This is a genomic window from Bdellovibrio sp. KM01 (assembly GCF_013752535.1).
In the GTDB taxonomy this organism is placed as follows: domain Bacteria; phylum Bdellovibrionota; class Bdellovibrionia; order Bdellovibrionales; family Bdellovibrionaceae; genus Bdellovibrio.
In genome coordinates this window covers 3,847,396-3,869,911 of sequence record NZ_CP058348.1, presented here as the reverse complement: position 1 = coordinate 3,869,911, position 22,516 = coordinate 3,847,396, and the positions used below count along the sequence as shown (strand labels likewise).

The window sequence follows — 22,516 nt, the reverse complement described above, 5'->3', positions numbered from 1 at the left end:
GCTCTCGGTTCATCAGAAAAAGTTGATATCTGAAGAATCAAATCCAGAGAGCAAATGGTCAAGGCATGTTTAAATTTTGTCGCTGATCAGTGATGTCTTGAGGAAGGTTTCGCCTCTGCATTGGCCGTTTTCGCAGCCATTGAAGTTGACGCACCCTCCTTTGGTTTGCACGCGATAGATGTCGTCTTCAAGGATGTCTTCAGCGCCACGACTTAGGATGCCGATAACCTCGCCTTGGCGATTGAAAAGCGGGGAACCAGAGCTACCTGAAAACGTGTCGACTGCGACTTTAAAAAAGTTCTTATCTGGTGCCGCATCTTGAATTTTTCCCAGATCTTGCTTTAAAGGAAGTCCCAGGGGATACGACATGCTTAAAACCGTATCGCCGTTACTCAGTGACTGCGTTGTGGCAATCTGCGCAGGGATAACCTCATCAACATTTCGATCTAACTCAACCACCGCATAATCCAGTGTGTGATCAATCCAGAGAACTTTTTTGCAGCTGTAAATCGCAAGATTCTGGGCGCCCTCGGTTGCGCCAAAGACGAATTTGCCCTTTTCACAGCGAGAAGCTTCCTGCATGCAGTGAGCGGCTGTCAGCACTTTGTTAGGAGCCACTAAAACACCGGAACAAAATCCGATGACCCGCTGATCTTGAAAACGTTCATTCTCGCACAGAGGATACATATCTTTCAGGGAGGGAAAGTTCTTGCGAGTGCCGTCAAAGATCATCGCGGTCGCTTGACCAACTAGATATGTGCGATCCGAATCGGTTACCTCCTGCCGAGAATCTCCATCATAATACGCGGCAGTCCCGTTAATAGGTCCCATGCTGCCGGCCTCTTTGGCGCCACATGCAGCGAGTAAAATTGGAAATAGCACGACCCATGATTTCATAGAATTGCATCATAGCAGAATGGGTTTTTCAGAGGGAAACTAATGGCGAAATGGAAATTTCTTCTGGGTGAACTGTCGAGAATTTTGACACAAATTCAGAACGATTTTATGACGAAATAGGGGATCACGACATACAGCGTGATATCGCGAACCAGGTAATAGCTAACGATAACTGCAAACATCTTCCAACCGTACTTTTTACGGAGGGCCCGAAAGCCGCCTTCTTTATAGGTCTGTTTAACATCCTTAAGCACAAGATATCCTGGGATGGGAAGTTTTCGCTCTTGTAAAAGAATATATCAGCTTTGGAGGCTTCGTCTAGAAAGCAGGATCTGTTTTCAATCAGTTATTAATTGGAATTCCTCGCTTGCCTCGTGGCAAAGGAGGGGTTAAACGGGTCCTCAAATAAGAGGTAGTCCATGAAATCATTGATTCTAGCCGTTTTGATCCAGTTGCCAGTATTTGCAGTGGCGTCTTTTACACAATTGAACTGCACCACGATCACAGGCGATCTAGTTCGTATTCAAACGGATCGTTCCGTTGATCCACAAAGCCCATGGGTTGGTTTCAGCACGATCAATGCGCACCTGACTGTGAAAGAAGATCGTTCTAACAATCTTTATAAAATAGATATCGTGCTAACTCCAATTCAAGGCAGTGGTGATTTGAATATGCGTGGCGACGCTACTCAAGGCGGAGTTTATCTGCAACTTTATCCACAGATTGCGAATGGCAAGGCGACAGGAAAATACACAGGTCAATTGTTCGTGAATGACCTGGATCAACGCCGTTACTTTGATTTTCGCAGTGAAGGCAATGAACCAGGTTTGGTTTGTCAGTAATCCTAGCGAGTACCCTTGGCGTTTTCGGTTGCTGATTTAGCAGCTGAAAACTCAGTATCGTCAGAAAGTTCAGACTCTACCGCTTTACAAGCGTTGTAATCTTTTAACAGAGTTTGTAGGGAGCTTGGTGTGCTTTTCACAACGTTGGGAAGTGCACCCATGTTTGTCAATTCCAGTTGTTTTTTTGCTTCCACAAAAAACTCGTCAGTTCCCTCGTGACGATAATTTACTTTTCCAGAAATTTCCGCACACTCTTTTATCTTTTTTAGATCGATATCAAATCCACCGGATTCGACTTTGTTGATAAGCTCTTTACAAATTGCCGCCGTTTGCACGTCACATGAAGTGGCCATCACAGCTTTTCTAAATTTACATTGAGCCTGCCCCAGCACCTTTCCTTTATTATCAAGCTTAGTGTACTGAAGATACTTTCCGGTGCTATCGCCATACACGCGAGTGACATACTCGTTTTTTTTAGAAACGATCTTATACAACGTGCCGTTGCCACGTTTTTCATAAATCTCATTGCCGTTTGATTTTATGACAGACTTGTAGCCATCAGCGACCAGCTCCGCAGAGGTTTCACCAAAGCCATAAGTTTTGACCTGATCAACAGCGTGAGCAGTCGAAATGGAAAATAAAGTTAATAGAATGATCTTATTTAACATAGCTTGCGTTCCTTGTTGCTTCAATCATACGGGACTTTGGAACCCATGCATATCCATCTGCTGAATCAAATTCTGCAGACTCTGGTTTCCAAGTGGTGCCATAGGTATTTTTTAATAGATACTCACACTGACCTGTTTTCGGATTCATTCTGCGGCCGACCAGCAAGCTTGAGTGATAGGCGTTGCCGGAAGGGCTGTAAGGATGAGCAAAGAAATCTGCATTGTAGCCAACTTCAACGGGTGTGCCTTGCTCCAGATGTTTCTCAATCTGTTTGCCAAACTTTTCAGAGTCAAAATTGGTAAAGAAGGACATCTCCATGCCGTCAGCACTTACACGGTGTTCGCAGCTTTTTCTTACCAGAGTATTAAAGTATGTCGACTTGCTGGATTTTCTAATAATCTCAGAGAATTGCTCTTTGCTTAAATTCGGAAACATTGTCTTAGCGACTTTGATAAACTCATCTTCGGAAATTTTTCCGCCCACGGCCTTCTTGCCCAGTTTGTCTAAGAAAGCGAGCGGTACATTCGTGTTGATACCGTTAAAACCTTCACTTGGTAATTCGCTTTCCAGGCAGAATCCACCGTGTTTTGATGCGCGGAAGGCTGCAGTAGTAAATCCCTGATTTGTGATTTGATCTTGAGTCATTCCGATCATGCGATATAGATCATGGTAGCCATTGTCGGTATAACCAAAAGCCACGCCGGCCGCGGAGATTTCTTTTCCGGACTTCCACGAGACCATATTTGCAACTGTAAAAGCGTAGCACCAGCCATCGGTGCCTTGGTTGCGTACCGGCCCGGTTTTGCTTCGCAGATCAATGGCCGTGCAGGATTTAGATTCCGCAGCGAAAGATTGGTCAGCCTTAGATTTCATTTCAGTCAAAAACTTTTCAGTTTTTTCGGGATTGATATCTTTTGTTCCAAGCATGTACTTCTTAAAAGACTGCAGTTGGCTGTCGATTCTTCCACTTGTCGCATAAAGCGCAAGGATGAATTTTCGTCGGATGATTTCGTCACGTCGATTGTTCTCAAGAGCATCGGCGTAAATCGTGTCGGGTACGCCAATTTTTCTTAAGCTTACTTTGCAGTTCTTCACCAGTTCCATGGCCTGTTTCACCTTGTCGGTCATGTCGATGTGCAACGATTTTTCTCCGAAAATTTCAGCGTTCATTTCGCGCAATGTTTTTTCGGCGTTCACACATGTCGTCGAAGCTGCTAAAGCCATAGAATTTAAAACAAATACTAGAAAAACAATAAGTGTCCGCATGCTTTTCTATCGGCACAAAGAATAACAAAATTAAACACTTAGGGATCATTCTTGGGGGATTATTGTTTACAAGAATAAATCTCGACCATAATCTAGGGCGCATGAAATTAAACTTTCTACTTTCATTGGGTATTCATGGTCTTTTGGGGGCGGCATTTTTCTTTGCTTCTTTCAATAACGAGCTTCCAAAAAAGGAAGTGATTCAGTTTGAGATACAAACCCCATCCACAAAACAGAAACTCGACTTTGCGGGCTCCGCGCCCAACTCCGCAAGAAAATCTGGTACCGCTGCAAAAATCAAAGGTTCGAATTTAAATCTTTTTGGTTCCGGCTATGTGGCTGATTCAAACGCCAAGAATACAAACGAAATTGAAAGACCGGTCGCAGACTATAAAGATCACGCGAACTACATTGGTGATGCCGAAGGTTTTATTTCTGACGGCAATCAATGGTCTTACTTTCAACAGGTCTTTAAAAAAATCGATGAACAGCTATTGTTTGACTCACTTTTGGCGCAGTACGGGCATTTCGGAAATGTCTATGTAGAATTTGAAGTTGATCAAAAGGGACATTTCGTCCAGAGCGGTTTAAAAGTTACAGCGGATGATGCCATTTTGAAGGTTCATGCTTTAAGGGCATTGATCAAGGGTTTGAGGGAATCTTTTGATAAAACGAAATGGAATCCCACGGGTAAAAGTCAGATTTTTCAAGCACACTTTAGTTTTTTGTATGAGAAGTATGGGGATAATACCAAGAAGCAAACGGCCTTCGCAAAACCCGTTCTAAAGTTTACTCGCACCACCGGAGAACAAGCTATTCCTACGAACTTACAAGATCAGCTTTTAACAGGTGGACTGGATTACGATCTATTTGCCGCAGCCGAGCGTTGGCAGAAATACAACAAGCGCAAAAAGCTTCGCCAGCAGGAATTTGATCCGTTTTCGACGTATAAGTCGGATCCTTTGTACAGGCTTTAAAATCAAACCAACCACTTGATCCGAGCATAAAAAAACCCACGATTCGTCACCGTGGGTTTTGGTTTCCAGATGTGCTGGAGTGTAGAACTATTTTTTAAGCATAGATTGCATTGTCGTTCCCATGTCAGCAGGGGAGCGAGAGATTTTGCAACCAGCAGCTTCAAGCGCTTTAAACTTCGCTTCAGCAGTCCCTTTACCACCGCTGATGATCGCACCAGCATGGCCCATACGTTTACCAGCAGGAGCCGCAGCACCAGCGATGAACGCAGTCACAGGTTTTTTGAAGTGAGCTTTGATGTATTCAGCTGCTTCTTCTTCAGCAGTACCACCGATTTCACCGATCATGATTACACCGTCAGTGTCTGGATCCTCATTGAACAATTTCAAAACGTCGATGAAGTTCGTACCGTTCACCGGGTCACCACCGATACCTACACAAGTAGATTGACCGATACCAAGTGCAGTCAATTGACCAACAGCTTCGTAAGTTAATGTACCAGAACGTGAAAGAACGCCGATACGACCTTGTTTGTGGATGTGTCCTGGCATGATACCGATTTTACATTCGCCTGGAGTGATAACGCCTGGGCAGTTTGGACCAATCAAACGAGTGCGTTTACCCTTCATGTATTCTTTTACTTTAACCATATCAAGAACTGGAATGCCTTCAGTGATGCAGATCACAAGATCCAAATCAGCATCAACAGCTTCCATGATAGAGTCAGCAGCAAATGGAGGTGGAACGAAGATCACAGAAGCGTTGCAACCTGTAGCTGCTTTAGCTTCTTTCACAGTGTTGAACACTGGAAGACCGATATGAGTCGTGCCGCCTTTACCCGGAGTCACGCCACCAACCATTTTAGTTCCGTATGCCAATGCTTGCTCAGAGTGGAAAGTACCTTGAGCACCAGTGAAACCTTGGCAGATTACTTTTGTGTTTTTATTAATAAGAATTGCCATGTTCGCTTATCCTTTAATCGCAGCAACGATTTTCTTAGCTGCATCAGTCAAATTGTCTGCTGGAGTGATGTTCAAGCCAGACTCCTTCAACATTTTTTTACCAAGTTCTACGTTCGTACCTTCAAGACGTACAACCAATGGAACTTTCAAACCAAGTTCTTTAGAAGCAGCGATCACACCCTCAGCGATGATGTCACATTTCATGATACCACCGAAGATGTTAACCAGGATGCCTTTAACGTTTTTATCTTTAAGGATGATTTTGAACGCTTCCGTTACTTTCTCTTTGTTAGCGCCGCCGCCAACGTCCAAGAAGTTTGCAGGCTCAGCACCGTGCAACTTGATGATGTCTAGAGTCGCCATCGCAAGACCCGCACCGTTCACCAAGCAACCGATGTTACCATCAAGTTTGATGAACGCTAGATCGAACTTAGAAGCTTCAATTTCAGAAGGTTCTTCCTCGTTAAGATCACGCATTTCAACGATATCTGGATGTCTGAACAATGAGTTCGAATCGAAGTTCATTTTAGCGTCCAGGCAAAGAACATCGCCCTCTTTAGTTACAACTAAAGGATTGATCTCTGCGATAGAGCAATCAGTCGCGATGAAAGCGTTGTAAAGACCAGCAAAGAATTTCACAGCTTTATTAACGATTTCTGGAGCCATTCCGATTTGGAAAGCCAATTCGCGAGCTTGGAAAGGCATCAAACCAACAGTTGGATCGATATCTACTTTTTTGATCGCGTTTGGATTGTGCTCAGCAACTTCCTCGATATCCATACCACCTTCAGAAGAAGCCATCATTGCAGCTCTTCCCGTCGCACGGTCGATCAAGCAAGCAACGTAGTATTCTTTAGCGATGTTGCAACCTTGTTCGATGAAAACTTTTTGAACAACTTTACCTTCAGGGCCTGTTTGGTGAGTCACCAAAGTCATGCCGATCATCTTCTTAGTGTAGTCTGCAACTTCGTCCAAAGACTTAGCAACTTTAACACCGCCACCTTTACCACGGCCACCAGCGTGAATTTGAGCTTTTACAACCCAAACTGATCCACCGATTTCTTTAGCAGCAGCAACTGCTTCTTCTGGAGAGTGAGCAAGCTTACCTTTAAGCGTTGCTACTCCGAACTTTCTCAAGACTTCTTTAGCCTGATACTCATGAATATTCATTTATTTAACTCCCGAAATTTAGACTTGCGTTTGATGACCCATTCAATATCAAATCATAGACAGAAACAAGGATTACCGCTGGGCGCAGGACTGATGGAAGGTGGGCCAGAATGACGAGTGCACTACGTCTTGAAAACGTGACTGTGACTTTTGACTCACAGGTCGTTTTGCGCTCTGTAAATCTGGATATAAAGTCCGGTGAAGCTTTTGTGATTGTCGGCCCCAGTGGCCAAGGCAAGACGACTCTACTTAAAACTTTATCAGGCCTCGTAACCCCTCAAGATGGCAGAGTTTTTCTTGAACAAAACGAATGGTTAACACTAGGCAGCAAAGAGCGTTTGCCACTGCTTAAAAAAATGGGAATTTTGTTTCAGAAAAATGCCCTTTTCGATTCTTTGACCTGTCTTGAAAATATCTGTTTTCCGCTGCGAGAGACCACGCAACTGACAGAGTGGGAAATAACAAAGAAAGCTGAGAGCTTTTTGGATGCAGTGGGAATTCCGCACGCACGAGATTTGTATCCCGACGAGATCAGCGGGGGCATGCAAAAACGCCTGGGAATCGCGCGGGCATTGGCTCTGGATCCAAAAATTATTTTTTACGATGATCCCACGGCTGGCCTTGATCCGATCACGTCCAAAAAAATTATCTCGCTGATTAAGACTTTGCAGCAGCAAAATAACTCGACGGTTGTGGCAATCACGAACGATATGAATCGTGCCTATCAGATGGCGGATCGTATCGCTATGGTTGTTGATCAAGAAGTTATTATCACCGGATCTCCCAAGGAGACCGAGAACCATAGTGATCCAAGAGTACGTCAGTTTGTACGCGGTCTTCTGCAGGGTCCACTGACGGCGCTTGACCCTGTCTTATAAGAACCCGTAAAATTTCTGAGTGATAGAGTTCAAAAAGATCGTCAAAAGATTTGGTGACCGCACAGTTCTTAATGGACTCTCTGCTGTTATTCGCGAAGGCGAAATCGTTTTTATTCTGGGGACCTCTGGAACGGGCAAATCCGTTTTGTTGAAGAATCTAGTGGGTCTTTTAACTCCCGATGAAGGGGAGATCTGGATCGACGGCGAAGAGGTTTCAAAATTCACCGAGGAAGAGTATCTTCCGATTCGTAAAAAATGCGGTATGGTTTTTCAACACCCGGCTCTTTTTGACTCCCTGACGATTTTTGAAAACGTCGCTTTTGGTTTACGCCGTCACTATCAGTTTCCCCAGGAAGTGATTAAAGAAAAAGTTCTGAAAGCCTTACGCCTGGTGCATTTGAAGGACGTGGAAGACAAGCTTCCGGCGCAAATCTCGTATGGAATGCAAAAGCGTGTGAGCCTTGCCCGCACCATCGCACTGGACCCTAAGATTTTACTTTTTGATGAACCCACGACGGGGCTTGATCCGGTTACGACCACCGCGGTGAACCAGCTGATTTTGGATTTATCACGCTCTTTGAAAACAACTTCGATCGTGGTCAGCCATGACATGAATTGTGCGCTTTCCATTGCGGATCGAATCATTGTTTTAGATAAAGGACAGATCGTGGCTATGGGAACACCAGGTGAATTGAAAAAATCGGAAGTTCCCTTGGTGCAGGACTTTTTGGCAGAGGTCCCGGCATGATTTCTCTCGCAGTTCATATTCTGGATGAAATCGGCGGCACGCTTTTATTTTTGCAAAAGATTTTGTCCACTATTTTTGTTAAAAAGCTAAAAACCCACGAAATATTTGTTCAGATTTGGAAGGTTTCAACTGAATCTTTTCCGACGACAGCAATGGCAGGATTTTTTGTGGGTGCGATCATGGCGGTCCAATTTGCGATGCCGATTCGCGAGTTTGGTGCGTTGGGATTCTTGGGAGGCCTTGCGACCAGCGCAACTTTCCGTGAAGTCGGCCCGATGCTAATTGCCTTTATGTTGAGTGGAAAAGTAGGCGCATTTACCTCGGCAGAGTTGGGAACGATGCGCGTAACTGAACAAATTGATGCTGTTCGTTGCCTGGGCGCAGATCCCATGCAGGAAATTATCGTTCCGCGCTTTATCGGCATCGTTATTTCCAGTTTTTTTCTGCTGGCGGCGGGATTGATGATGTCGGTGTTCGGCGGAATGGCTTTGTCACAGGCTTTTGCCGGTGTAACGCCGGAAGAATACACGCGCCATATTCCTACGATTGTTCATCCACTTTCAATTCTTAGTGGAATGATAAAAAGTCTGGTTTTTGCCATCGTTTTAGCAACTATTTGTACTTATAAAGGCTACACCACATCTGGCGGAGCTAAAGGTGTGGGTCGCGCTGTCGTGGCAACGGCGGTCACAACAATGATTTGTATCGTTGTGATGGATTGGTTCACGAGCTTTTTGGGTGATGTGATTCTTCAAATGGTCAGAGGGTACCGCTCATGATGACACTTCTTGCTGATACTTTCTGGGGAACATTCACTGGACCTTTTCGACGTAAAGAGTTCTTTCAACAGCTTTATTTCGTCGCCAATCGCAGTCTTTTCATTATCGTTTTCTGTGTTTGTTTTGCGGCGGTTGTGACGATCCTAGAATCCTCTTTTCATATGAAAATGGTGATTCAAAACGATGCGATGGTGCCAGGGTTTGCTGCTGTATTAATTTTGCGCGAGTTAGCGGCGATCGTGACGGCTTTGCTTTTGTGTTCACGAGTGGGTGCGGGTTATGCCTCTGAAGTGGGAACGATGCAAATCACGGAACAAGTGGATGCTTTAAAGATGCTGGGAATTGATCCCATTAATTATCTGGTTATTCCGCGCTTTTTCGCCTGTGTTTTGGGTGGCATCTTATTGACCGTGGTTTCCAATATGACTTGTTTGTTCGCAGCGATGATGATCAGTCAGGCTTATTTGGGCTACACGCCAGGTATGTTCATTAGTTCCATGCACAGATTCGTGCAATTCAAAGACGTTTTATTTGCCGTGATCAAAGGCGCTTGTTTTGGCGGTGTGATTCCTTTGGTTGCATGCTATTTCGGATTCAATTGTCAGCAGGGTGCTGAAGGTGTTGGTAAGGCGACCACAAATACGGTGGTCGTGGCCTCAATTGCAATTATTGTTATCGATTTTATTTTGTCTTATACTTTTAGTTATCTTTATTGAGCCTTTTCGGGAGCGTTTATGAAAGTGGAAACCAAGGTCGGTTTGTTAGCTCTAGTAAGTCTAATCATGGTTGCAGCATTCGCTTATGCCATGGGCTTTATTGCTCCGTTTTCGAATACCAAAGAACTTAATGTGATGTTTAATTTTGCGGGTGGAATCGAGGAAGGCTCTCCCGTTCGTGTAATGGGTATCAAAGTGGGCAAAGTTAAATCCATCACTTTTGATCCTGAACATAAAATGGCTGACGGTGAAGAAGTTAAGCTGCGTTTGACAATTACCATTGATAAAAAAGCCTGGACGAGTGTCCGTAAGGACTCGAAGTTTTTTATCAATCTTGCGGGTGTGATCGGGGAAAAGTTTTTGGAGATCTCTCCTGGAAACGCAGCAGCCGGTGAGTTCGCAAATGGCGACTATGTTCGTGGTGAAGATCCTCCGCGCATCGATCAACTCTTGTCCCAAGGATATGGACTGGCCGGAAAAGTGATCGAAATCCTGGAAAAAAATGAAGGATCAGTAACAAATACGATCAAACAGCTGGATGCTTTGACGACAAACTTTAATCGCACGCTGGTTTTATTGGATAAAACGACAAAAAACCGTGAAGTATCCAGATTGCTTGATAATGCAGTCAAAATCAGCGATGACATGGCATATTTTACGACGAATCTTCGATCTAAAAAGGCTGAAGACACGTATGATTTGGTTCATAAACTTCTTTTCCGCTTGGAACCTATGGATGCTCCGGCAATCAAAAAGTTTCTTCAAGAAGAAGGTGTCAGAGCCCGTATCTTTTAGATCCTGAGCTAAAAGGAGGCCCTTATGTTTTCCCGTTTCACAGGCGTTGCAGCTATCATCATGTTGGCATCATCAACTTCTCTGGCAGAAATCTCGACATCCAATCTCAGTGCCGATTCTTCATCAATATCTAGCAAGGCGATCAGTATCGAGCAGGATTATAGCCAATCCATGCGCGCCGAGCGACTGGGCATGACGTATTCATCAACATTCAATATGCGTGAAGCCCGTAAAGTGGGCGTTGGAATGTCCGTTGGTGGTCAATTAGGGCTTGTAGGAATCGCAACCGAGTTCAATTTTGAAGATGAAAACGGTGTTGTCGCCGGATTTGGCACCGGTCCAGGTTATAATTCGATCCAATTCGCGTGGAAGCATGCTTTTGATGGCGATTATATCGCGCCTTATTACACGGCGGGATATTCTCGCTGGTATAATTCGATGGGAAACTCCGGATCTTGGAAAGAATCGGGGATTTTGGACCGCGTTTTGACCGCTGAAGAAAAGAAAACAGGCCGCTTCGGAACCGACTTTTTGAATGCTTCTTTGGGTCTTCAGTACAATCAGCTGTCCGGAGATTTTGCCGGCGTTTCATGCTTTGCGGAAGTGGTTGCGATGTACGAAGTTAAACGCTCTCAACTTATTCCTTCAGGCACGTTCGGTGCTCTTTATTATTTCTAAAAATTTAAAGCACAATTTAAATAAAAAAGGCTCGCAGTGATGCGGGCCTTTTTCTTTTGAAACCCGCTCTGGTGGCGGATTTCGGGCATAAAAAAACCCCAGAGTTGCCTCTGGGGTTCAGTGTACTAAATTAGTACAGCGTCTAACTACTTAGAAGCTTTTTTAGTAGCTTTTTTAGCTACTTTTTTTGTAGCTTTTTTAGCTACTTTTTTAGTAGTTTTCTTTGCTGCTTTTTTAGTAGCTTTTTTTGCTGCTTTCTTTGCCATGTGCTCCTCCTAGGATGCAAACGTTGTTGTTGTTACTTACTTGTAAAAAACCTTACTTAACCTAAGTCTTCCCAAATCGACCACCGCCGTCAACAAAAAAATTGCTTGCATATTTTTTGCGATCAACAAGATGCCAAGGAGGCATCACTTGATCACTTTTTTTATGCTTTCGATGATCGGACAAGCACTTGTTCAGCGTTCTCTTGCCAACATCGCGCGGGAATTTGCAATCTCTCAACGAAGTTTGCGATCTTTGATGATCTTAAACTTCTTTGCGATCGCTTTAATCGCCGCGATTACTCAATCAACGGTATCGCTCTGGCTTTTCTTCGGCATTCTTTTAATAAGTTTAAAGTTATTTCCTGAAATTTTCCGCATTTTTCTTATTCAGCGACTTCAATTTGCCGTGATCCCCATGCTTGATAACCTGGTTTTAGGAATTCAGGCCGGAAAATCTTTTCGCCAGAGCCTACATATGGCAATCGAAAGTCAAAGCGGTTGGCAACGTAATCAGCTGCGCGAAATTTATAATTCCATCGTCACTTCCGAAAATAAGATCGCCGTGAAATCCGCTGTGATAAAGGATTTGCAGGCGGAACTTTTGGAAATAGATCGCTCGCAAACACGCTCTCTTGATCAGGCAAAAGCACTTCGTCGGCAGTATAAAGTGGAAGAAAATTTTCGACGTAGGTCCGGACAAGTGACCCAACAAATTAAGATGCAGGCGATAATTGTCACCGCCCTTTATGGCGCGCTTTTAGCATTTGTATTTGCGCAATTTGGCTTTATGAACCACCGATTTTTAATTCTTGGCTCCCTTTTTATGTTCGTTTTTGGGCTCTTTATTATCTTTAGCGTGGGTCGGAGGATAAAATGGAAGGTGTAGCGCCGCCAATATCGTTATTACTTTGCGTGAAACGCGGTTTGGAGAAGGGTCAACCCACCAAATCTGGTGTGCTTCATTATTTAAAACGATATCAGGGAGAATTTCCGGAACAGGTCAGTCGTTGGTTGGCGCTCCTGCAGCAAGGAAAGGACACTCATGGCCTCATTAAAGAGATCTCATCTCCTCATCGGCAGGTTGTTTTGCAGCTGTTGGAGCGTGGCCTACGCGGTGAGGCCATTTACAATATGATCGTAAGCCTTGAATGCGAATTGATTGAGGCCTGTCAGGAAGAGATCAGTACAAAGCTTGCGAGACTTCCTTTCTTATTACTAGTCCCCCTGCTTTTATTTCAGTTTCCCGCTTTTCTGCTGCTTCTTTTTGGTCCCTTGCTGCAAAATTTTTTTCACTCTTTGGGAGGGGGGTGATAGAGTGGCCCAGTTGGGGGAAATCCATGGCAGAGCTTGATACTAAAAAGAAAACTGTGACGCTTGAAAAGCTGGTAAGTGAGTTGATGAAAGATCAACCGAACGGCAATCTTGTGAAACAGCTGACTTCAGAGCTTGGAATGGATTATTCCGTAGATCCAATGACTCAAATGAATACAGTTTTGCAGTCCATGAACACAGTCTTACTTCAACCCAACAGAAGAAGAGACTTAGAAAGCTAGTCGATCATGTCACAAATCTATAATTCGATCCTGGAAACTATTGGTAACACACCGATTGTGGAACTTCACAATGTAGCTAAAGGTTCTAAACACAAATTCTTCGCGAAAGTGGAGTATTTCAATCCAGGCGGGAGCATCAAGGATCGCGTCGCTGTTGCGATGATTGAAGAGGCCGAAAAGCGCGGTGATTTAAAGCCCGGAGGTACGATCGTAGAGGCTACTTCTGGAAATACGGGCGTAGGCTTGGCACTCGCTGCCGTGATTAAGGGATACAAGTGTATCTTTGTGATGCCGGAGAAAATGTCTGAAGAAAAGAGAGCCATTTTAAAAGCTTATGGAGCCCAAGTGGTCATCACACCTATGGTGGAGCCTGATCACCCTTTAAGCCACTACAATGTCTCGAAAAAAATCGCAGACGGTGTTCCGGGTGGTTTTTTAGTGAATCAGTACCACAACAAAGACAACCCAGCTCGTCACTACAAGACGACTGGTCCAGAAATTTGGAAACAAACAGATGGAAAAGTCGATGTCATCGTGGGTGGTGCGGGTACTGGTGGGACTCTTTCTGGTTGCGCTAAATATCTTAAAGAGCAAAAAGCTTCCGTAAAAGTCATTTGCGCCGATCCTATCGGATCGATTTTGTATGACTTGTTCTATCATAAGAAAATTGTCGATCCCCCAGGTTCTTACAAGGTCGAGGGTATTGGCGAAGACATGCTTCCAGACAATGTTCATTTGGATATTTATGATGGCTTTGTTCGAGTCAGCGATCCCGAGGCTTTCGCGATGACAAGACGCCTGGTCGCTGAAGAGGGCTTGTTGGTGGGCCCTTCAAGTGGAACAGCTATGGTAGCTGCCATGAAATATGCTGAAACTTTGGAAAAACCATCAAATATCGTTGTGATTTTCCCGGATAGCGGCCGTCAATATCTGAGCAAGGCATTTAACGATCAATGGATGGTGGAAAACAGCTTCTTGAAGGCTGAAGATACGAAGAATGTCTTCAATCGTGTCGTTTCCGCTGAAGAAGCCCTAAAAAATCTTTCTAAATAATCGGTGCAGATATGAAAACAACAGATTCTAAACTTGGTTTTGCGACTCGTGCGATTCATGCTGGACAAGCTCCAGATCCTACAACCGGAGCAATCATGACTCCGGTGTACATGACCTCGACTTATGTACAATCTTCTCCGGGCGTTCACAAAGGTTGGGAGTATTCTCGTACTCACAATCCGACCCGTCGCGCTTATGAAAATTGCATGGCAAGTCTTGAAAGCGGTAAATATGGTTTCGCATTCGCCTCAGGTTGCGCGGCAACGACTGTGATTTTGCACCTTATTAAAGGTGGCGATCACGTTATTGCGATGGACGATATGTACGGCGGCACTTTCCGTCTGTTTGATAAAGTTCTAAGACATGACGGTATGGAGTTTTCGTTCGTTGATTTGACGAAAGTTGAAAACTTTGAAAAAGCGATCAAGCCAAATACGAAAATGGTTTGGCTGGAAACTCCAACAAACCCAACTTTGAAATTGGTCGACATCAAAAAAATCTGCGCGATCGCCAAAGCGAAAGGCATCATCGTCGCAGTTGATAACACTTTCATGAGTCCTTACTTCCAACGCCCATTGGAGCTGGGTGCGGATATCGTAGTGCACTCGGCGACTAAATATATCGGTGGTCACAGTGACGTGGTTGGCGGTGTGGCCGTGACATCTCGTGAAGACATCGCGGAGCGCATGGCTTTCCTAAGTAATTCTATGGGACCGATTCAAGGACCATTTGATTCATTCATGTGCTTAAGAAGTTTGAAAACTTTACCTTTGCGTATGAAGGCTCACCAGGAAAACGCTATGGCAATCGCTCGCTTCCTGGAAGGTCACTCGAAAGTTGAAAAAGTGATCTATCCTGGTTTGGAAAGTCATCCGCAACATGCTTTGGCGAAAGAGCAAATGCATGGATACGGCGGCATGATCACTTTCTACATCAAAGGAGGAATCGAAGCGGCCCGTAAGTTCTTGGAAAGCGTAGAAATCTTCGCTTTGGCAGAGAGTTTGGGTGGTGTAGAGAGCTTGATCGAACACCCTGCGATTATGACGCACGCCTCCGTGCCAGCTGAAAACCGCAAGGCTCTAGGCATCGACGACACGCTAATCAGACTGTCTGTGGGTATCGAGGACCTTACTGACCTGCTTTCAGACCTAAAATCTGCATTCGACAAAGTCTAATTGTTGACAGGCAAGGGGGGCAAAAGTTAAACCAATGTCTCTCTTAACGACAGTCTAGAGATTTCCGAATGGCTTGGTAGCTCAGTTGGTAGAGCAGAGGACTGAAAATCCTTGTGTCGGCGGTTCAATTCCGTCTCAAGCCACCATTTTTTAAGATTTATATCCCGCTCACAAGGCGGGATTTTTTTTGCCCAAAAACGAAAAAAGGGCCTCTTTCGAGACCCTTTTATTAAGGCTTATTTCTTTTCAAGCAAGCTTCTTAGCATCCAAGCTGTTTTCTCGTGAACTTGAAGTCTTTGAGTCAAAAGATCTGCTGTTGGTTCGTCACTTGCTTTTTCAACAACGGCGAACAAACCACGAGCTGTGCGAGCAACAGTTTCCTGACCAAGAACAAGTGTCTCGATCATTTTAGTCGCGCTCAATTTTTCTCCTGGAACTTCTTTGATAGAAGAAAGTTTAGAGAACTCTGCGTATGTGCCCGGAGCGTAGTGACCCAAAGCACGAATACGTTCTGCGATTAAATCCACTGCCAACGCCAATTCGTTGTATTGAGTTTCAAACATCAAATGCAAAGTTTGAAACATTGGACCTTCGACATTCCAATGAAAGTTGTGAGTTTGAAGATACAGAGTGTAAGTGTCGGCCAAAAGAGTCGAAAGACCTTTTGCGATTTCTTTTCTGTCTTTGTCGTTAATACCAATATTGATTTTCATCGTGGCCTCCTATAGCGCCACTCATCTTAAACCAATTCAGAGAAAAAGGTACGCCGTACCTTTTGGGGGTGCGCCACAGCATTTTCTGTTTGGTTATTTTTTTGAAACGAATTTGTTATCGGCGATATAAAAGCGTAAAGGCCATTCGGCGGCTTCGCCTGCGTAATCTACGCCCACCCGTGGTTTGGAAACAATCTGACTTTTTGGAACATTGAATCCATCTTCCGAAAGATAAAGTGGGGAGTTTTTCCTCCATAAAGCGACTCCGTCATGTTCTTTAGTGATTCCATAATGACGGCATAATTTTCCAGGACCATTTGAAACGAGCATCGATTTATTAAACGTCGCACTCAAAGGAAGCGGTTCCACGGCACGAATCAAAACAGCTTCGGGGTGCTCTTCAGTTCGAGTCACAATATTTAAACAGTTATACATTCCATAGATCAGATAGACATAACTGTGGCCACCCGACAGATACATTGATTTCACGCGGGGAGTTTGACGGCCGCCGAAAGTATGGCAGGCGGGATCTTTGATTCCCAAATATGCTTCCACTTCAACAATGCGTGCGAGCTGTTCTTTGCCGGTGGTTTTTATATGCAGAGTTTTTCCCAAAAGGGATTTTGCCACGGACGTTGTATCCTCAAAATAGAAATCTTGAGGAATGATACTCATGGCGTTCTGACAACAAAGCTGATCTGACGACCGGCTTGTTCCTTATCGCGACGGTGAGAGTGAAAAAATTGATCTTTCACAGTATCGATGTGCAAGGTCGAAACGTTCTCCGGTGAAATTCCCTGGGATTCCAGCTGAGCTTTTACGATCAGATTAATATCCACCAGGCTTTTTTCTGTGGATAGGTCTGTGTAAAACATCTCTTTCTCTTCATTAGACAATTCCGGAAGACTGGCAAGAATTTGATCGCGCACATCGTGACCAACTTCAAAGCTGTCTTTTTGAATGTGGGGTCCGATAGCAACTTCAATTTCTTGTGGAGGAATTCCGCGTTTAACCAGATCACGAATCGTATTGATTAAAATACGGTTCGCAACTCCGCGCCAGCCGGCGTGAACACCAGCAATGGTGCCGCTTTTAGCGTGATAGAATAAAGCGGGAACGCAGTCGGCAGTAACTACGCACAAAGCTAAATACCGGGCAGTTGAAATATGTCCATCAGCGTTCACTTGGTAATCAAGCGAAGCATCTTTCGATTCCACGACGATATCGCTGTGAGTTTGCTTTACTCGGACGAAATCAAAATGAGGATAAGCAGCTTTCAGATTTTGAATTTGTGATTCTTTACCACCGAAAAAATACGTCACATGAGAGTTTTTAATTTCATAACCCAGAGGAGTTTTTTCTATATTCATACTAAACCCCATTTTTTAATCAGTGACAGAATATCTTCCGGCCAATCTTGTTTAAAAAACATGCGCTCTTGAGTGCGGGGGTGAGTGAAACCCAATTCAGCCGCGTGGAGCAAAAATCTTGGCAGTGCGCGAAGGTCTTCCTGAATCTGACGTTGCTCGACCGATTTGATTTTACGGTCGGCACCATAAAGAGTGTCACCCGCAATCGGCAAACCATTTTCAGAAAGGTGGACGCGAATCTGATGAGTCCGTCCGGTTTCAAGCTTAAGTTTCATATAGCTAAGACCGCTTTTGCGATTCACAGTTTCATAGTGAGTGACGGCCCATTTTCCGATCATTGGGGGATCTTCTTGATCTTGTAAAGGGCGACGATCATCGCCGATCACAGAAGCATATTTTTTACGATCCACCGGATGTCGAGCCAAAAAACTTTTAATAGTTCCACTTAAATTGCGAGCGGTTCCGATAGTCACTGCGTAGTATATGCGATGAGTACTGCGCTCTTTGAATTGCGAAGTTAAAGACTCGTGGGCTTTGTCGTTTTTAGCAACAACGATGATCCCACTGGTTTCTTTATCCAGACGATGAACGATGCCAGGACGCTCTTCCCCAAATTTCATCGAAAGATCATCGGTGTGCGAGATTAATGCATTCACCAATGTGTCGTGTGCATGGCCTGCAGCGGGATGAACCACTAATCCCGCAGGCTTATTGATCACAATTACATCGGAATCTTCAAATAAAACATCTAATTTCAAATCGTAGGATTGAAGTTCCGTCGGAACTGGTGCTGGCAGAGTAATTTCCAGCAGATCTGTTGATTTTAATGCCAATGACGCCTTGGCAACTTTGCCATTCACTTTCACCAAGGAGTTTTCAATCAGGTGCGAAGCCCGCGAGCGAGTCTCCACTTCCGGTAGCAAAGTCAGCGCTTTATCCAGGCGCAAGCCAACCATCTCGGGCAGAGCGGTGATCTGGATTGTCTGTTCAGAATTTTCGGAGTTGGATTTATTTTCCAAGAGCTTGTTTGAATGTCTTCATATAGGAGTCAGCGGCTTTTTTGTCGTCAACACCCAAAGCTCTTGCGATTTGCACAACATAACCGCGTACAAATACAACAGCTGGAAGATTATCAGGTTCAGTTTTTTCGATGGCTTTCACGTACCAAGCGTTGATCTTAGTGATCTCGCTCATGCGTTCAACAGTGATCCCTTTGTATTCGCGAACTTTTTTAAGGAAGTCGCCAGTCCAATTTTCTTGGGCTTTGATCTCCGCCTCGAAGGCTTCATCTTTTGTGTAAGCAGCAGCAGGTTTCTTCTCAGTCGCTTTCACTTCAACAGGAGTGACTTTTTTGCTCGCTTCAACGATGGAGGCATAAGTCAGATCATTCAATGAAGCCATTCCGCTTAACAGTCTTTGGTCGTAGATGTTTCTTAGGATCTTGTTGCCAAGAACTTGATACGCTTCCTCGATCAGGACCAGGAATTCACGAGCTTCATGTTCAGAAAAAATTGTATAGATAGCTGGATTTTCACCAGAGTAGGTATTGCGAGCACGTTCATACGCCGCAGTCACTTCGTGTTGAGGTGAGTTTGCAGGTAATTCAAGAATTTCATAGTAATTAGAACGTGTTGTCGCTTCCATGCACCTATTATACTACGGCGCGAAGTTCCTCGGGATCAATAAGTTGTTTGCACGTGGTCAAAAATTGTCCCGCTAGCCCCGTGAAGGGTTGTGCAAATAGCACGTGTTCACGGCCTTTTACCGACTGCCACACCGCATTGTCGAAGTCGATGGATGCAGCGAAATCAATACTAAGGTCGTAGTACTTATTGCAGACACTCTTCATTCCAAATCCAAGTTCAGAATGATTTTGATAGCGGCAACTGTTAACGATCAAACGCACCGGCTTAGACGTCAAACTTTCAAAGAAGTCGTAGTTCAAACCAGTTTGTTCTTTAAGATAGGAACGGAATGAAAACGGTTTCCCCAAAGTTCTTTGGCGATGGCTGCGCAAAGTAGTTAGCATGTTGCCGTAAGCATCCGGAGTGGAGTCTTGCTTTAGAGAGTGGCACACGAAGGCTTCAATGAAGCGATACGTTTTTTCGATGCTGGTTGGTTCTGGTGATGTCACCAAAAACTTTTCATCAGCTGCTTTGAACAATTCCAAATGCGCTTCCAAAGCACCAGCTCCCAAATCAACGATGACATAATCAGCGCGAAGGGCGTGAATTTGTGGAATCAAGTTTGCGATCTGGTCCATGGTGAAATCGATTGGCGACCAGGAATCCCAGAAGCCTTGGACATAGGAAAGATTCGAATACTGAGTTGGAATCACCAGATCTTGAAGAGTTTTAACACCTTCAAAGTAGTGGCGGATATTCATGTGCGAAGGATTTACGCCAAGAACTGTGTGAATGTTTGCGCCACTCAAATCCAAATCAACAATCACGACTGTGTGACCAAGTTTGGAAAGTGTGATCCCGAGGCTCGAAGAGACAAAGGTTTTTCCCACTCCGCCTTTTCCAGATGCTGTCACCCAAAGTTTCGCAGGGGCTTTATCATTGGAAGAAGATTTAAAGTTCAAAGTTTCAACATTGTCGTTTTCGAAGTCGCGTTCCATGGACTGTCCTATTTCAACGGGGAAATTAAAATTCCTTTTTTTGTCTCTTCGGCTTCAGATGCGCGAATATAAAGGGGAATAAACGATTTCCAGTCTAAAGTTTGTCCACGCTGAGCACGTTTTTCCGCCATCAAACCCAGAGTGCGCGCTTGTGGCTCATCCGGAAATTTCGAATCGCGGTGCATTTTGCTTTTCATATTTTCCGGAAAATACTCGTGATAAGTTTCCCAACCATCACCCACAACCATCACTTCCATGTCGATATGTTGGGATAATTCGCGAACGGGAATCGCCGCTGGACCTTTTAGATAAACAGGTTCTTCACCCGAACAATCAAAAAGCCCCAGGTACACCATGTTCTTGTAAGCATTCATGATTGCCAGAACTGGCAGCTTTGAAGGGCGGCATTGCTCTGCCAGCAACATTAACGAATCAATCGTCACCATGGGCTTATTAAAGCTATACGCATAGGTCTTACCCGCGTTGGCAGCGACACGAATACCTGTAAAACTCCCCGGCCCCTGACCGACAGCAAACACGTCAATTTCCTCAAGTTTCAAGCCCGCGGTTTTCAAACAGTTTTCTACGAAGGGGGAGATAATTTCTGTATGGGACTTTTGTCGCTGAGAGGATTCCTCAGCGACAACTTTTCCGTCTTGAATGACAGCCACTCCACCAAGCAGAGTGCTGGTTTCCATGGCTAGAATTTTCATAGACCGAACAGGCGAGTAAAGTCATTGAACAGGGCAAAGACCATGAGGCTCATTAGCAACGCCATACCAACTTGCTGAGCGATTTCCATTTTTCGAAGACTTAAAGGCGCACCCTTAACAACTTCGATCACATAGAATACCAAGTGACCACCATCCAAAACTGGAATCGGTAGCAAATTCAGGATGAACAAGTTCACAGATATGATCGCCATCATTTGCAAGAATGGTGTAATACCCATTTTATAAGTTTCACCTGCTGCCTGACCAATAGAGATCACGCCGCCGATATTCTTTGGAGAGATCTTATTTTCAAACAAGCGAACAAAGCTCATCACTGTCATCACAGTGAAGTCCCAAGTTTTCTCTGTACCACGAACCACCGCCACAAGTGGGTTATTCGTGCGAACCACCAATGTGTCAGGCAAAGCCAAGTTCACAACTGGTGCGATACCGATCGTGTAGCGTTTTTCTTCGCCACCGGCCGCTGTCATCTGAGTTGTCATTTTAGGAGTGATTTTTAAATCAACATTCTGACCTTCGCGCAAAACTTTAATGTCGACTGGGTTTTTACCGTCGAAGGATTTGATGTTTGCGATAACATCATCCCATTTGTTCAAAGTAATGTTATTGATTGCAACCAGGCGGTCGCCTTCTTTGATTCCCGCGGCTTTCGCAGGAGAATTATCCATTACTTTAGAAAGATAAAGTTCAGAGGACTCAAGACCCAAAGCTGAAAGGCTGAAAGATTTCATGCTTTCAAGAGGAGCCATTGTCACTGTGATTGGCTTGTCAGTTTTATCGCCTTCACGTTTGCCCATAACCTCCAAAGTTAAAGTGTCTTTGGAGTTCATTTTAGCAAGCGTCGTTTCCAGATCTCTCCAGTAGGCGATTTTTGTACCGTTGATGCCAACGATAGAATCACCTGTACGTAAACCCAATGCATAAAGCGGAGAGTTTGCAACCACACCGACAGTCGTACCGGCAGACATTGCTGCCAGACCTTCAACGTTGGCAACGTAGTTGAATGAGCTCAAGATATTTGGATTTGGTTCCGCCTTAGCAACTACTGCGATCTTGGATTGCTCTTGGCTGCCTTGGTGTTGAACCACGACATCAAGATGCAGATCTTGTTCTTGTTTTAGGCTAAGAGCTTTTTGGATCTCTTCCCAAGTTGCGATTTGTTTATCATTAATGGAAATGACTTTATCGCCCGAGCGGAAACCTGCTTCGTAAGCTGCAGTTTTTGGATTGATGTCTCCGAGGACAGGCATTTTTGCATCTTCGCCGACTAAGGCAACGACGCCCAAAACCAGAATCGCAAAGAAAAAGTTCATCAACGGACCCGCAAGTACTACGGCGATACGTTGCCACACTGTTTTATGTGTGAAAGAAACTTTCTTGTCTTCTTCGGAAATATTTTCGCCTGGCTGTTCACCAAACATTTTTACGTAACCGCCCAGGGGTACGATGGAAAGCGCGTATGTTGTGTCGCCTTTTTTATATTTCAGAATTTTTTTACCAAAGCCCAAGCTGAATACTTCGACTCTAACGCCACACCAGCGAGCCACAAGGAAGTGACCTAGCTCATGGACGAAAATCAAAATTCCAAGCAAAACGACAAAAGGAACCCCAAAAGACACGATTTTATCAGCGAAATTTAATAGCATTTCCATCC

At 44.5% G+C, this 22,516-nt stretch carries 27 protein-coding genes and 1 tRNA gene; 14 read left to right on the top strand and 14 right to left on the bottom strand.

The window, feature by feature from the left end; translation table 11 throughout:
- Positions 1-69: 69 nt before the first annotated feature.
- Positions 70-897 carry a serine protease gene (locus tag HW988_RS18620; RefSeq protein WP_181605613.1) on the bottom strand — a complete coding sequence of 276 codons (828 nt, stop codon included), beginning with the start codon at positions 895-897 and terminating at the stop codon, positions 70-72.
- 95 nt (positions 898-992) lie between these two features.
- Entirely contained in the window at positions 993-1,151 is a 159-nt protein-coding gene (locus tag HW988_RS18615) for a hypothetical protein (protein WP_181605612.1), read from the bottom strand.
- A gap of 165 nt (positions 1,152-1,316) precedes the next feature.
- Between HW988_RS18615 and HW988_RS18610 the strand changes: the two genes are divergently transcribed.
- Positions 1,317-1,739 carry a hypothetical protein gene (locus HW988_RS18610; RefSeq protein ID WP_181605611.1) on the top strand — a complete coding sequence of 141 codons (423 nt, stop codon included), beginning with the start codon at positions 1,317-1,319 and terminating at the stop codon, positions 1,737-1,739.
- A gap of 2 nt (positions 1,740-1,741) precedes the next feature.
- On the opposite strand, the gene HW988_RS18605 is transcribed toward HW988_RS18610, so the two are convergent.
- Both HW988_RS18605 and HW988_RS18600 read right to left on the bottom strand, forming a co-directional pair.
- Positions 1,742-2,407 carry a hypothetical protein gene (locus HW988_RS18605; protein ID WP_181605610.1) on the bottom strand — a complete coding sequence of 222 codons (666 nt, stop codon included), beginning with the start codon at positions 2,405-2,407 and terminating at the stop codon, positions 1,742-1,744.
- Positions 2,397-3,674 carry a hypothetical protein gene (locus tag HW988_RS18600; protein WP_181605609.1) on the bottom strand — a complete coding sequence of 426 codons (1,278 nt, stop codon included), beginning with the start codon at positions 3,672-3,674 and terminating at the stop codon, positions 2,397-2,399. The genes HW988_RS18605 and HW988_RS18600 overlap by 11 nt, the downstream gene beginning before the upstream one ends.
- 101 nt (positions 3,675-3,775) lie before the next feature.
- On the opposite strand from HW988_RS18600, the gene HW988_RS18595 reads away from it, so the two are divergent.
- Complete coding sequence (locus HW988_RS18595) at positions 3,776-4,651, top strand: hypothetical protein (RefSeq protein WP_181605608.1); 876 nt, start codon at positions 3,776-3,778, stop codon at positions 4,649-4,651.
- Between the two features lie 87 nt (positions 4,652-4,738).
- On the opposite strand, the gene sucD is transcribed toward HW988_RS18595, so the two are convergent.
- Together sucD and sucC are read right to left on the bottom strand one after the other, a co-directional pair.
- Positions 4,739-5,611 (bottom strand): succinate--CoA ligase subunit alpha, encoded by an 873-nt coding sequence (gene sucD / locus HW988_RS18590; protein WP_181605607.1) that lies wholly within the window; start codon positions 5,609-5,611, stop codon positions 4,739-4,741.
- Positions 5,612-5,617: 6 nt separating this feature from the next.
- Positions 5,618-6,781, bottom strand: a complete 1,164-nt coding sequence (sucC, locus tag HW988_RS18585) for an ADP-forming succinate--CoA ligase subunit beta (RefSeq protein WP_181605606.1) — start codon at positions 6,779-6,781, stop codon at positions 5,618-5,620.
- Positions 6,782-6,891: 110 nt separating this feature from the next.
- Here sucC and HW988_RS18580 point away from each other — a divergent pair, with 110 nt between their 5' ends.
- From HW988_RS18580 to HW988_RS18525, 12 genes are all read left to right on the top strand, one after another.
- Positions 6,892-7,659 (top strand): ABC transporter ATP-binding protein, encoded by a 768-nt coding sequence (locus HW988_RS18580; protein WP_181605605.1) that lies wholly within the window; start codon positions 6,892-6,894, stop codon positions 7,657-7,659.
- 19 nt (positions 7,660-7,678) lie between these two features.
- The gene (locus HW988_RS18575; protein ID WP_181605604.1) at positions 7,679-8,407 is read left to right on the top strand and encodes an ABC transporter ATP-binding protein; all 729 of its coding nucleotides are present in this window, start codon (positions 7,679-7,681) and stop codon (positions 8,405-8,407) included.
- Positions 8,404-9,186 (top strand): ABC transporter permease, encoded by a 783-nt coding sequence (locus tag HW988_RS18570; protein ID WP_255490118.1) that lies wholly within the window; start codon positions 8,404-8,406, stop codon positions 9,184-9,186. Before HW988_RS18575 ends, HW988_RS18570 begins: the two co-directional genes overlap by 4 nt.
- The gene (locus HW988_RS18565; protein ID WP_181605603.1) at positions 9,183-9,902 is read left to right on the top strand and encodes an ABC transporter permease; all 720 of its coding nucleotides are present in this window, start codon (positions 9,183-9,185) and stop codon (positions 9,900-9,902) included. Before HW988_RS18570 ends, HW988_RS18565 begins: the two co-directional genes overlap by 4 nt.
- Positions 9,903-9,920: 18 nt before the next feature.
- Positions 9,921-10,697, top strand: coding sequence for an MlaD family protein (locus HW988_RS18560; protein WP_181605602.1), 777 nt, complete (start codon positions 9,921-9,923; stop codon positions 10,695-10,697).
- A gap of 24 nt (positions 10,698-10,721) precedes the next feature.
- The gene (locus tag HW988_RS18555; protein WP_181605601.1) at positions 10,722-11,375 is read left to right on the top strand and encodes a hypothetical protein; all 654 of its coding nucleotides are present in this window, start codon (positions 10,722-10,724) and stop codon (positions 11,373-11,375) included.
- Positions 11,376-11,789: 414 nt separating this feature from the next.
- Positions 11,790-12,527, top strand: a complete 738-nt coding sequence (locus HW988_RS18550; RefSeq protein WP_181605600.1) for a hypothetical protein — start codon at positions 11,790-11,792, stop codon at positions 12,525-12,527.
- On the top strand, positions 12,515-12,952 hold the full coding sequence (locus tag HW988_RS18545) for a hypothetical protein (protein WP_181605599.1): 438 nt from the start codon (positions 12,515-12,517) through the stop codon (positions 12,950-12,952). Before HW988_RS18550 ends, HW988_RS18545 begins: the two co-directional genes overlap by 13 nt.
- 26 nt (positions 12,953-12,978) lie before the next feature.
- Positions 12,979-13,194 carry a hypothetical protein gene (locus HW988_RS18540; RefSeq protein ID WP_181605598.1) on the top strand — a complete coding sequence of 72 codons (216 nt, stop codon included), beginning with the start codon at positions 12,979-12,981 and terminating at the stop codon, positions 13,192-13,194.
- 6 nt (positions 13,195-13,200) lie between these two features.
- A complete protein-coding gene (locus HW988_RS18535; RefSeq protein ID WP_142701941.1) occupies positions 13,201-14,247 on the top strand; it encodes a PLP-dependent cysteine synthase family protein in 1,047 nt (348 codons plus the stop codon).
- Between the two features lie 11 nt (positions 14,248-14,258).
- Positions 14,259-15,422: a cystathionine gamma-synthase gene (locus HW988_RS18530; protein WP_181605597.1), complete on the top strand. Its 1,164-nt coding sequence runs from the start codon at positions 14,259-14,261 to the stop codon at positions 15,420-15,422.
- Between the two features lie 70 nt (positions 15,423-15,492).
- Positions 15,493-15,568: transfer RNA gene (locus HW988_RS18525), tRNA-Phe, on the top strand.
- Positions 15,569-15,658: 90 nt separating this feature from the next.
- On the opposite strand, the gene HW988_RS18520 is transcribed toward HW988_RS18525, so the two are convergent.
- The 8 genes from HW988_RS18520 to rseP all read right to left on the bottom strand — a co-directional run bounded on the left by HW988_RS18520 (position 15,659) and on the right by rseP (position 22,514).
- Positions 15,659-16,135, bottom strand: coding sequence for a Dps family protein (locus tag HW988_RS18520; RefSeq protein WP_142701939.1), 477 nt, complete (start codon positions 16,133-16,135; stop codon positions 15,659-15,661).
- A 93-nt stretch (positions 16,136-16,228) separates the two neighbouring features.
- Positions 16,229-16,810 (bottom strand): DNA-3-methyladenine glycosylase, encoded by a 582-nt coding sequence (locus HW988_RS18515; RefSeq protein ID WP_181605596.1) that lies wholly within the window; start codon positions 16,808-16,810, stop codon positions 16,229-16,231.
- Entirely contained in the window at positions 16,807-17,505 is a 699-nt protein-coding gene (pgeF, locus tag HW988_RS18510) for a peptidoglycan editing factor PgeF (RefSeq protein ID WP_181605595.1), read from the bottom strand. The genes HW988_RS18515 and pgeF overlap by 4 nt, the downstream gene beginning before the upstream one ends.
- Positions 17,502-18,524, bottom strand: a complete 1,023-nt coding sequence (locus tag HW988_RS18505) for an RluA family pseudouridine synthase (RefSeq protein ID WP_255490117.1) — start codon at positions 18,522-18,524, stop codon at positions 17,502-17,504. Before HW988_RS18505 ends, pgeF begins: the two co-directional genes overlap by 4 nt.
- The gene (locus HW988_RS18500; protein ID WP_181605594.1) at positions 18,514-19,149 is read right to left on the bottom strand and encodes a helix-turn-helix transcriptional regulator; all 636 of its coding nucleotides are present in this window, start codon (positions 19,147-19,149) and stop codon (positions 18,514-18,516) included. Before HW988_RS18500 ends, HW988_RS18505 begins: the two co-directional genes overlap by 11 nt.
- A gap of 7 nt (positions 19,150-19,156) precedes the next feature.
- The gene (locus HW988_RS18495) at positions 19,157-20,128 is read right to left on the bottom strand and encodes a P-loop NTPase (RefSeq protein ID WP_181605593.1); all 972 of its coding nucleotides are present in this window, start codon (positions 20,126-20,128) and stop codon (positions 19,157-19,159) included.
- 8 nt (positions 20,129-20,136) lie between these two features.
- Positions 20,137-20,841 (bottom strand): tRNA (adenosine(37)-N6)-threonylcarbamoyltransferase complex dimerization subunit type 1 TsaB, encoded by a 705-nt coding sequence (tsaB, locus tag HW988_RS18490; protein ID WP_181605592.1) that lies wholly within the window; start codon positions 20,839-20,841, stop codon positions 20,137-20,139.
- A complete protein-coding gene (rseP, locus tag HW988_RS18485; RefSeq protein WP_255490116.1) occupies positions 20,838-22,514 on the bottom strand; it encodes an RIP metalloprotease RseP in 1,677 nt (558 codons plus the stop codon). The genes tsaB and rseP overlap by 4 nt, the downstream gene beginning before the upstream one ends.
- Positions 22,515-22,516: the final 2 nt, after the last annotated feature.

Coding starts and splice junctions, on each gene's coding strand:
- HW988_RS18620 (WP_181605613.1), bottom strand. CDS start 897: ATGAAATCATGGGTCGTGCTATTTCCAATTTTACTCGCTGCATGTGGC.
- HW988_RS18500 (WP_181605594.1), bottom strand. CDS start 19,149: ATGGAAGCGACAACACGTTCTAATTACTATGAAATTCTTGAATTACCT.
- HW988_RS18580 (WP_181605605.1), top strand. CDS start 6,892: ATGACGAGTGCACTACGTCTTGAAAACGTGACTGTGACTTTTGACTCA.
- HW988_RS18560 (WP_181605602.1), top strand. CDS start 9,921: ATGAAAGTGGAAACCAAGGTCGGTTTGTTAGCTCTAGTAAGTCTAATC.
- HW988_RS18605 (WP_181605610.1), bottom strand. CDS start 2,407: ATGTTAAATAAGATCATTCTATTAACTTTATTTTCCATTTCGACTGCT.
- HW988_RS18540 (WP_181605598.1), top strand. CDS start 12,979: ATGGCAGAGCTTGATACTAAAAAGAAAACTGTGACGCTTGAAAAGCTG.
- HW988_RS18495 (WP_181605593.1), bottom strand. CDS start 20,128: ATGGAACGCGACTTCGAAAACGACAATGTTGAAACTTTGAACTTTAAA.
- HW988_RS18545 (WP_181605599.1), top strand. CDS start 12,515: ATGGAAGGTGTAGCGCCGCCAATATCGTTATTACTTTGCGTGAAACGC.
- tsaB (WP_181605592.1), bottom strand. CDS start 20,841: ATGAAAATTCTAGCCATGGAAACCAGCACTCTGCTTGGTGGAGTGGCT.
- HW988_RS18595 (WP_181605608.1), top strand. CDS start 3,776: ATGAAATTAAACTTTCTACTTTCATTGGGTATTCATGGTCTTTTGGGG.
- HW988_RS18520 (WP_142701939.1), bottom strand. CDS start 16,135: ATGAAAATCAATATTGGTATTAACGACAAAGACAGAAAAGAAATCGCA.
- HW988_RS18535 (WP_142701941.1), top strand. CDS start 13,201: ATGTCACAAATCTATAATTCGATCCTGGAAACTATTGGTAACACACCG.
- sucC (WP_181605606.1), bottom strand. CDS start 6,781: ATGAATATTCATGAGTATCAGGCTAAAGAAGTCTTGAGAAAGTTCGGA.
- HW988_RS18515 (WP_181605596.1), bottom strand. CDS start 16,810: ATGAGTATCATTCCTCAAGATTTCTATTTTGAGGATACAACGTCCGTG.
- sucD (WP_181605607.1), bottom strand. CDS start 5,611: ATGGCAATTCTTATTAATAAAAACACAAAAGTAATCTGCCAAGGTTTC.
- HW988_RS18610 (WP_181605611.1), top strand. CDS start 1,317: ATGAAATCATTGATTCTAGCCGTTTTGATCCAGTTGCCAGTATTTGCA.
- HW988_RS18600 (WP_181605609.1), bottom strand. CDS start 3,674: ATGCGGACACTTATTGTTTTTCTAGTATTTGTTTTAAATTCTATGGCT.
- HW988_RS18530 (WP_181605597.1), top strand. CDS start 14,259: ATGAAAACAACAGATTCTAAACTTGGTTTTGCGACTCGTGCGATTCAT.
- rseP (WP_255490116.1), bottom strand. CDS start 22,514: ATGGAAATGCTATTAAATTTCGCTGATAAAATCGTGTCTTTTGGGGTT.
- HW988_RS18570 (WP_255490118.1), top strand. CDS start 8,404: ATGATTTCTCTCGCAGTTCATATTCTGGATGAAATCGGCGGCACGCTT.
- HW988_RS18555 (WP_181605601.1), top strand. CDS start 10,722: ATGTTTTCCCGTTTCACAGGCGTTGCAGCTATCATCATGTTGGCATCA.
- HW988_RS18565 (WP_181605603.1), top strand. CDS start 9,183: ATGATGACACTTCTTGCTGATACTTTCTGGGGAACATTCACTGGACCT.
- pgeF (WP_181605595.1), bottom strand. CDS start 17,505: ATGAATATAGAAAAAACTCCTCTGGGTTATGAAATTAAAAACTCTCAT.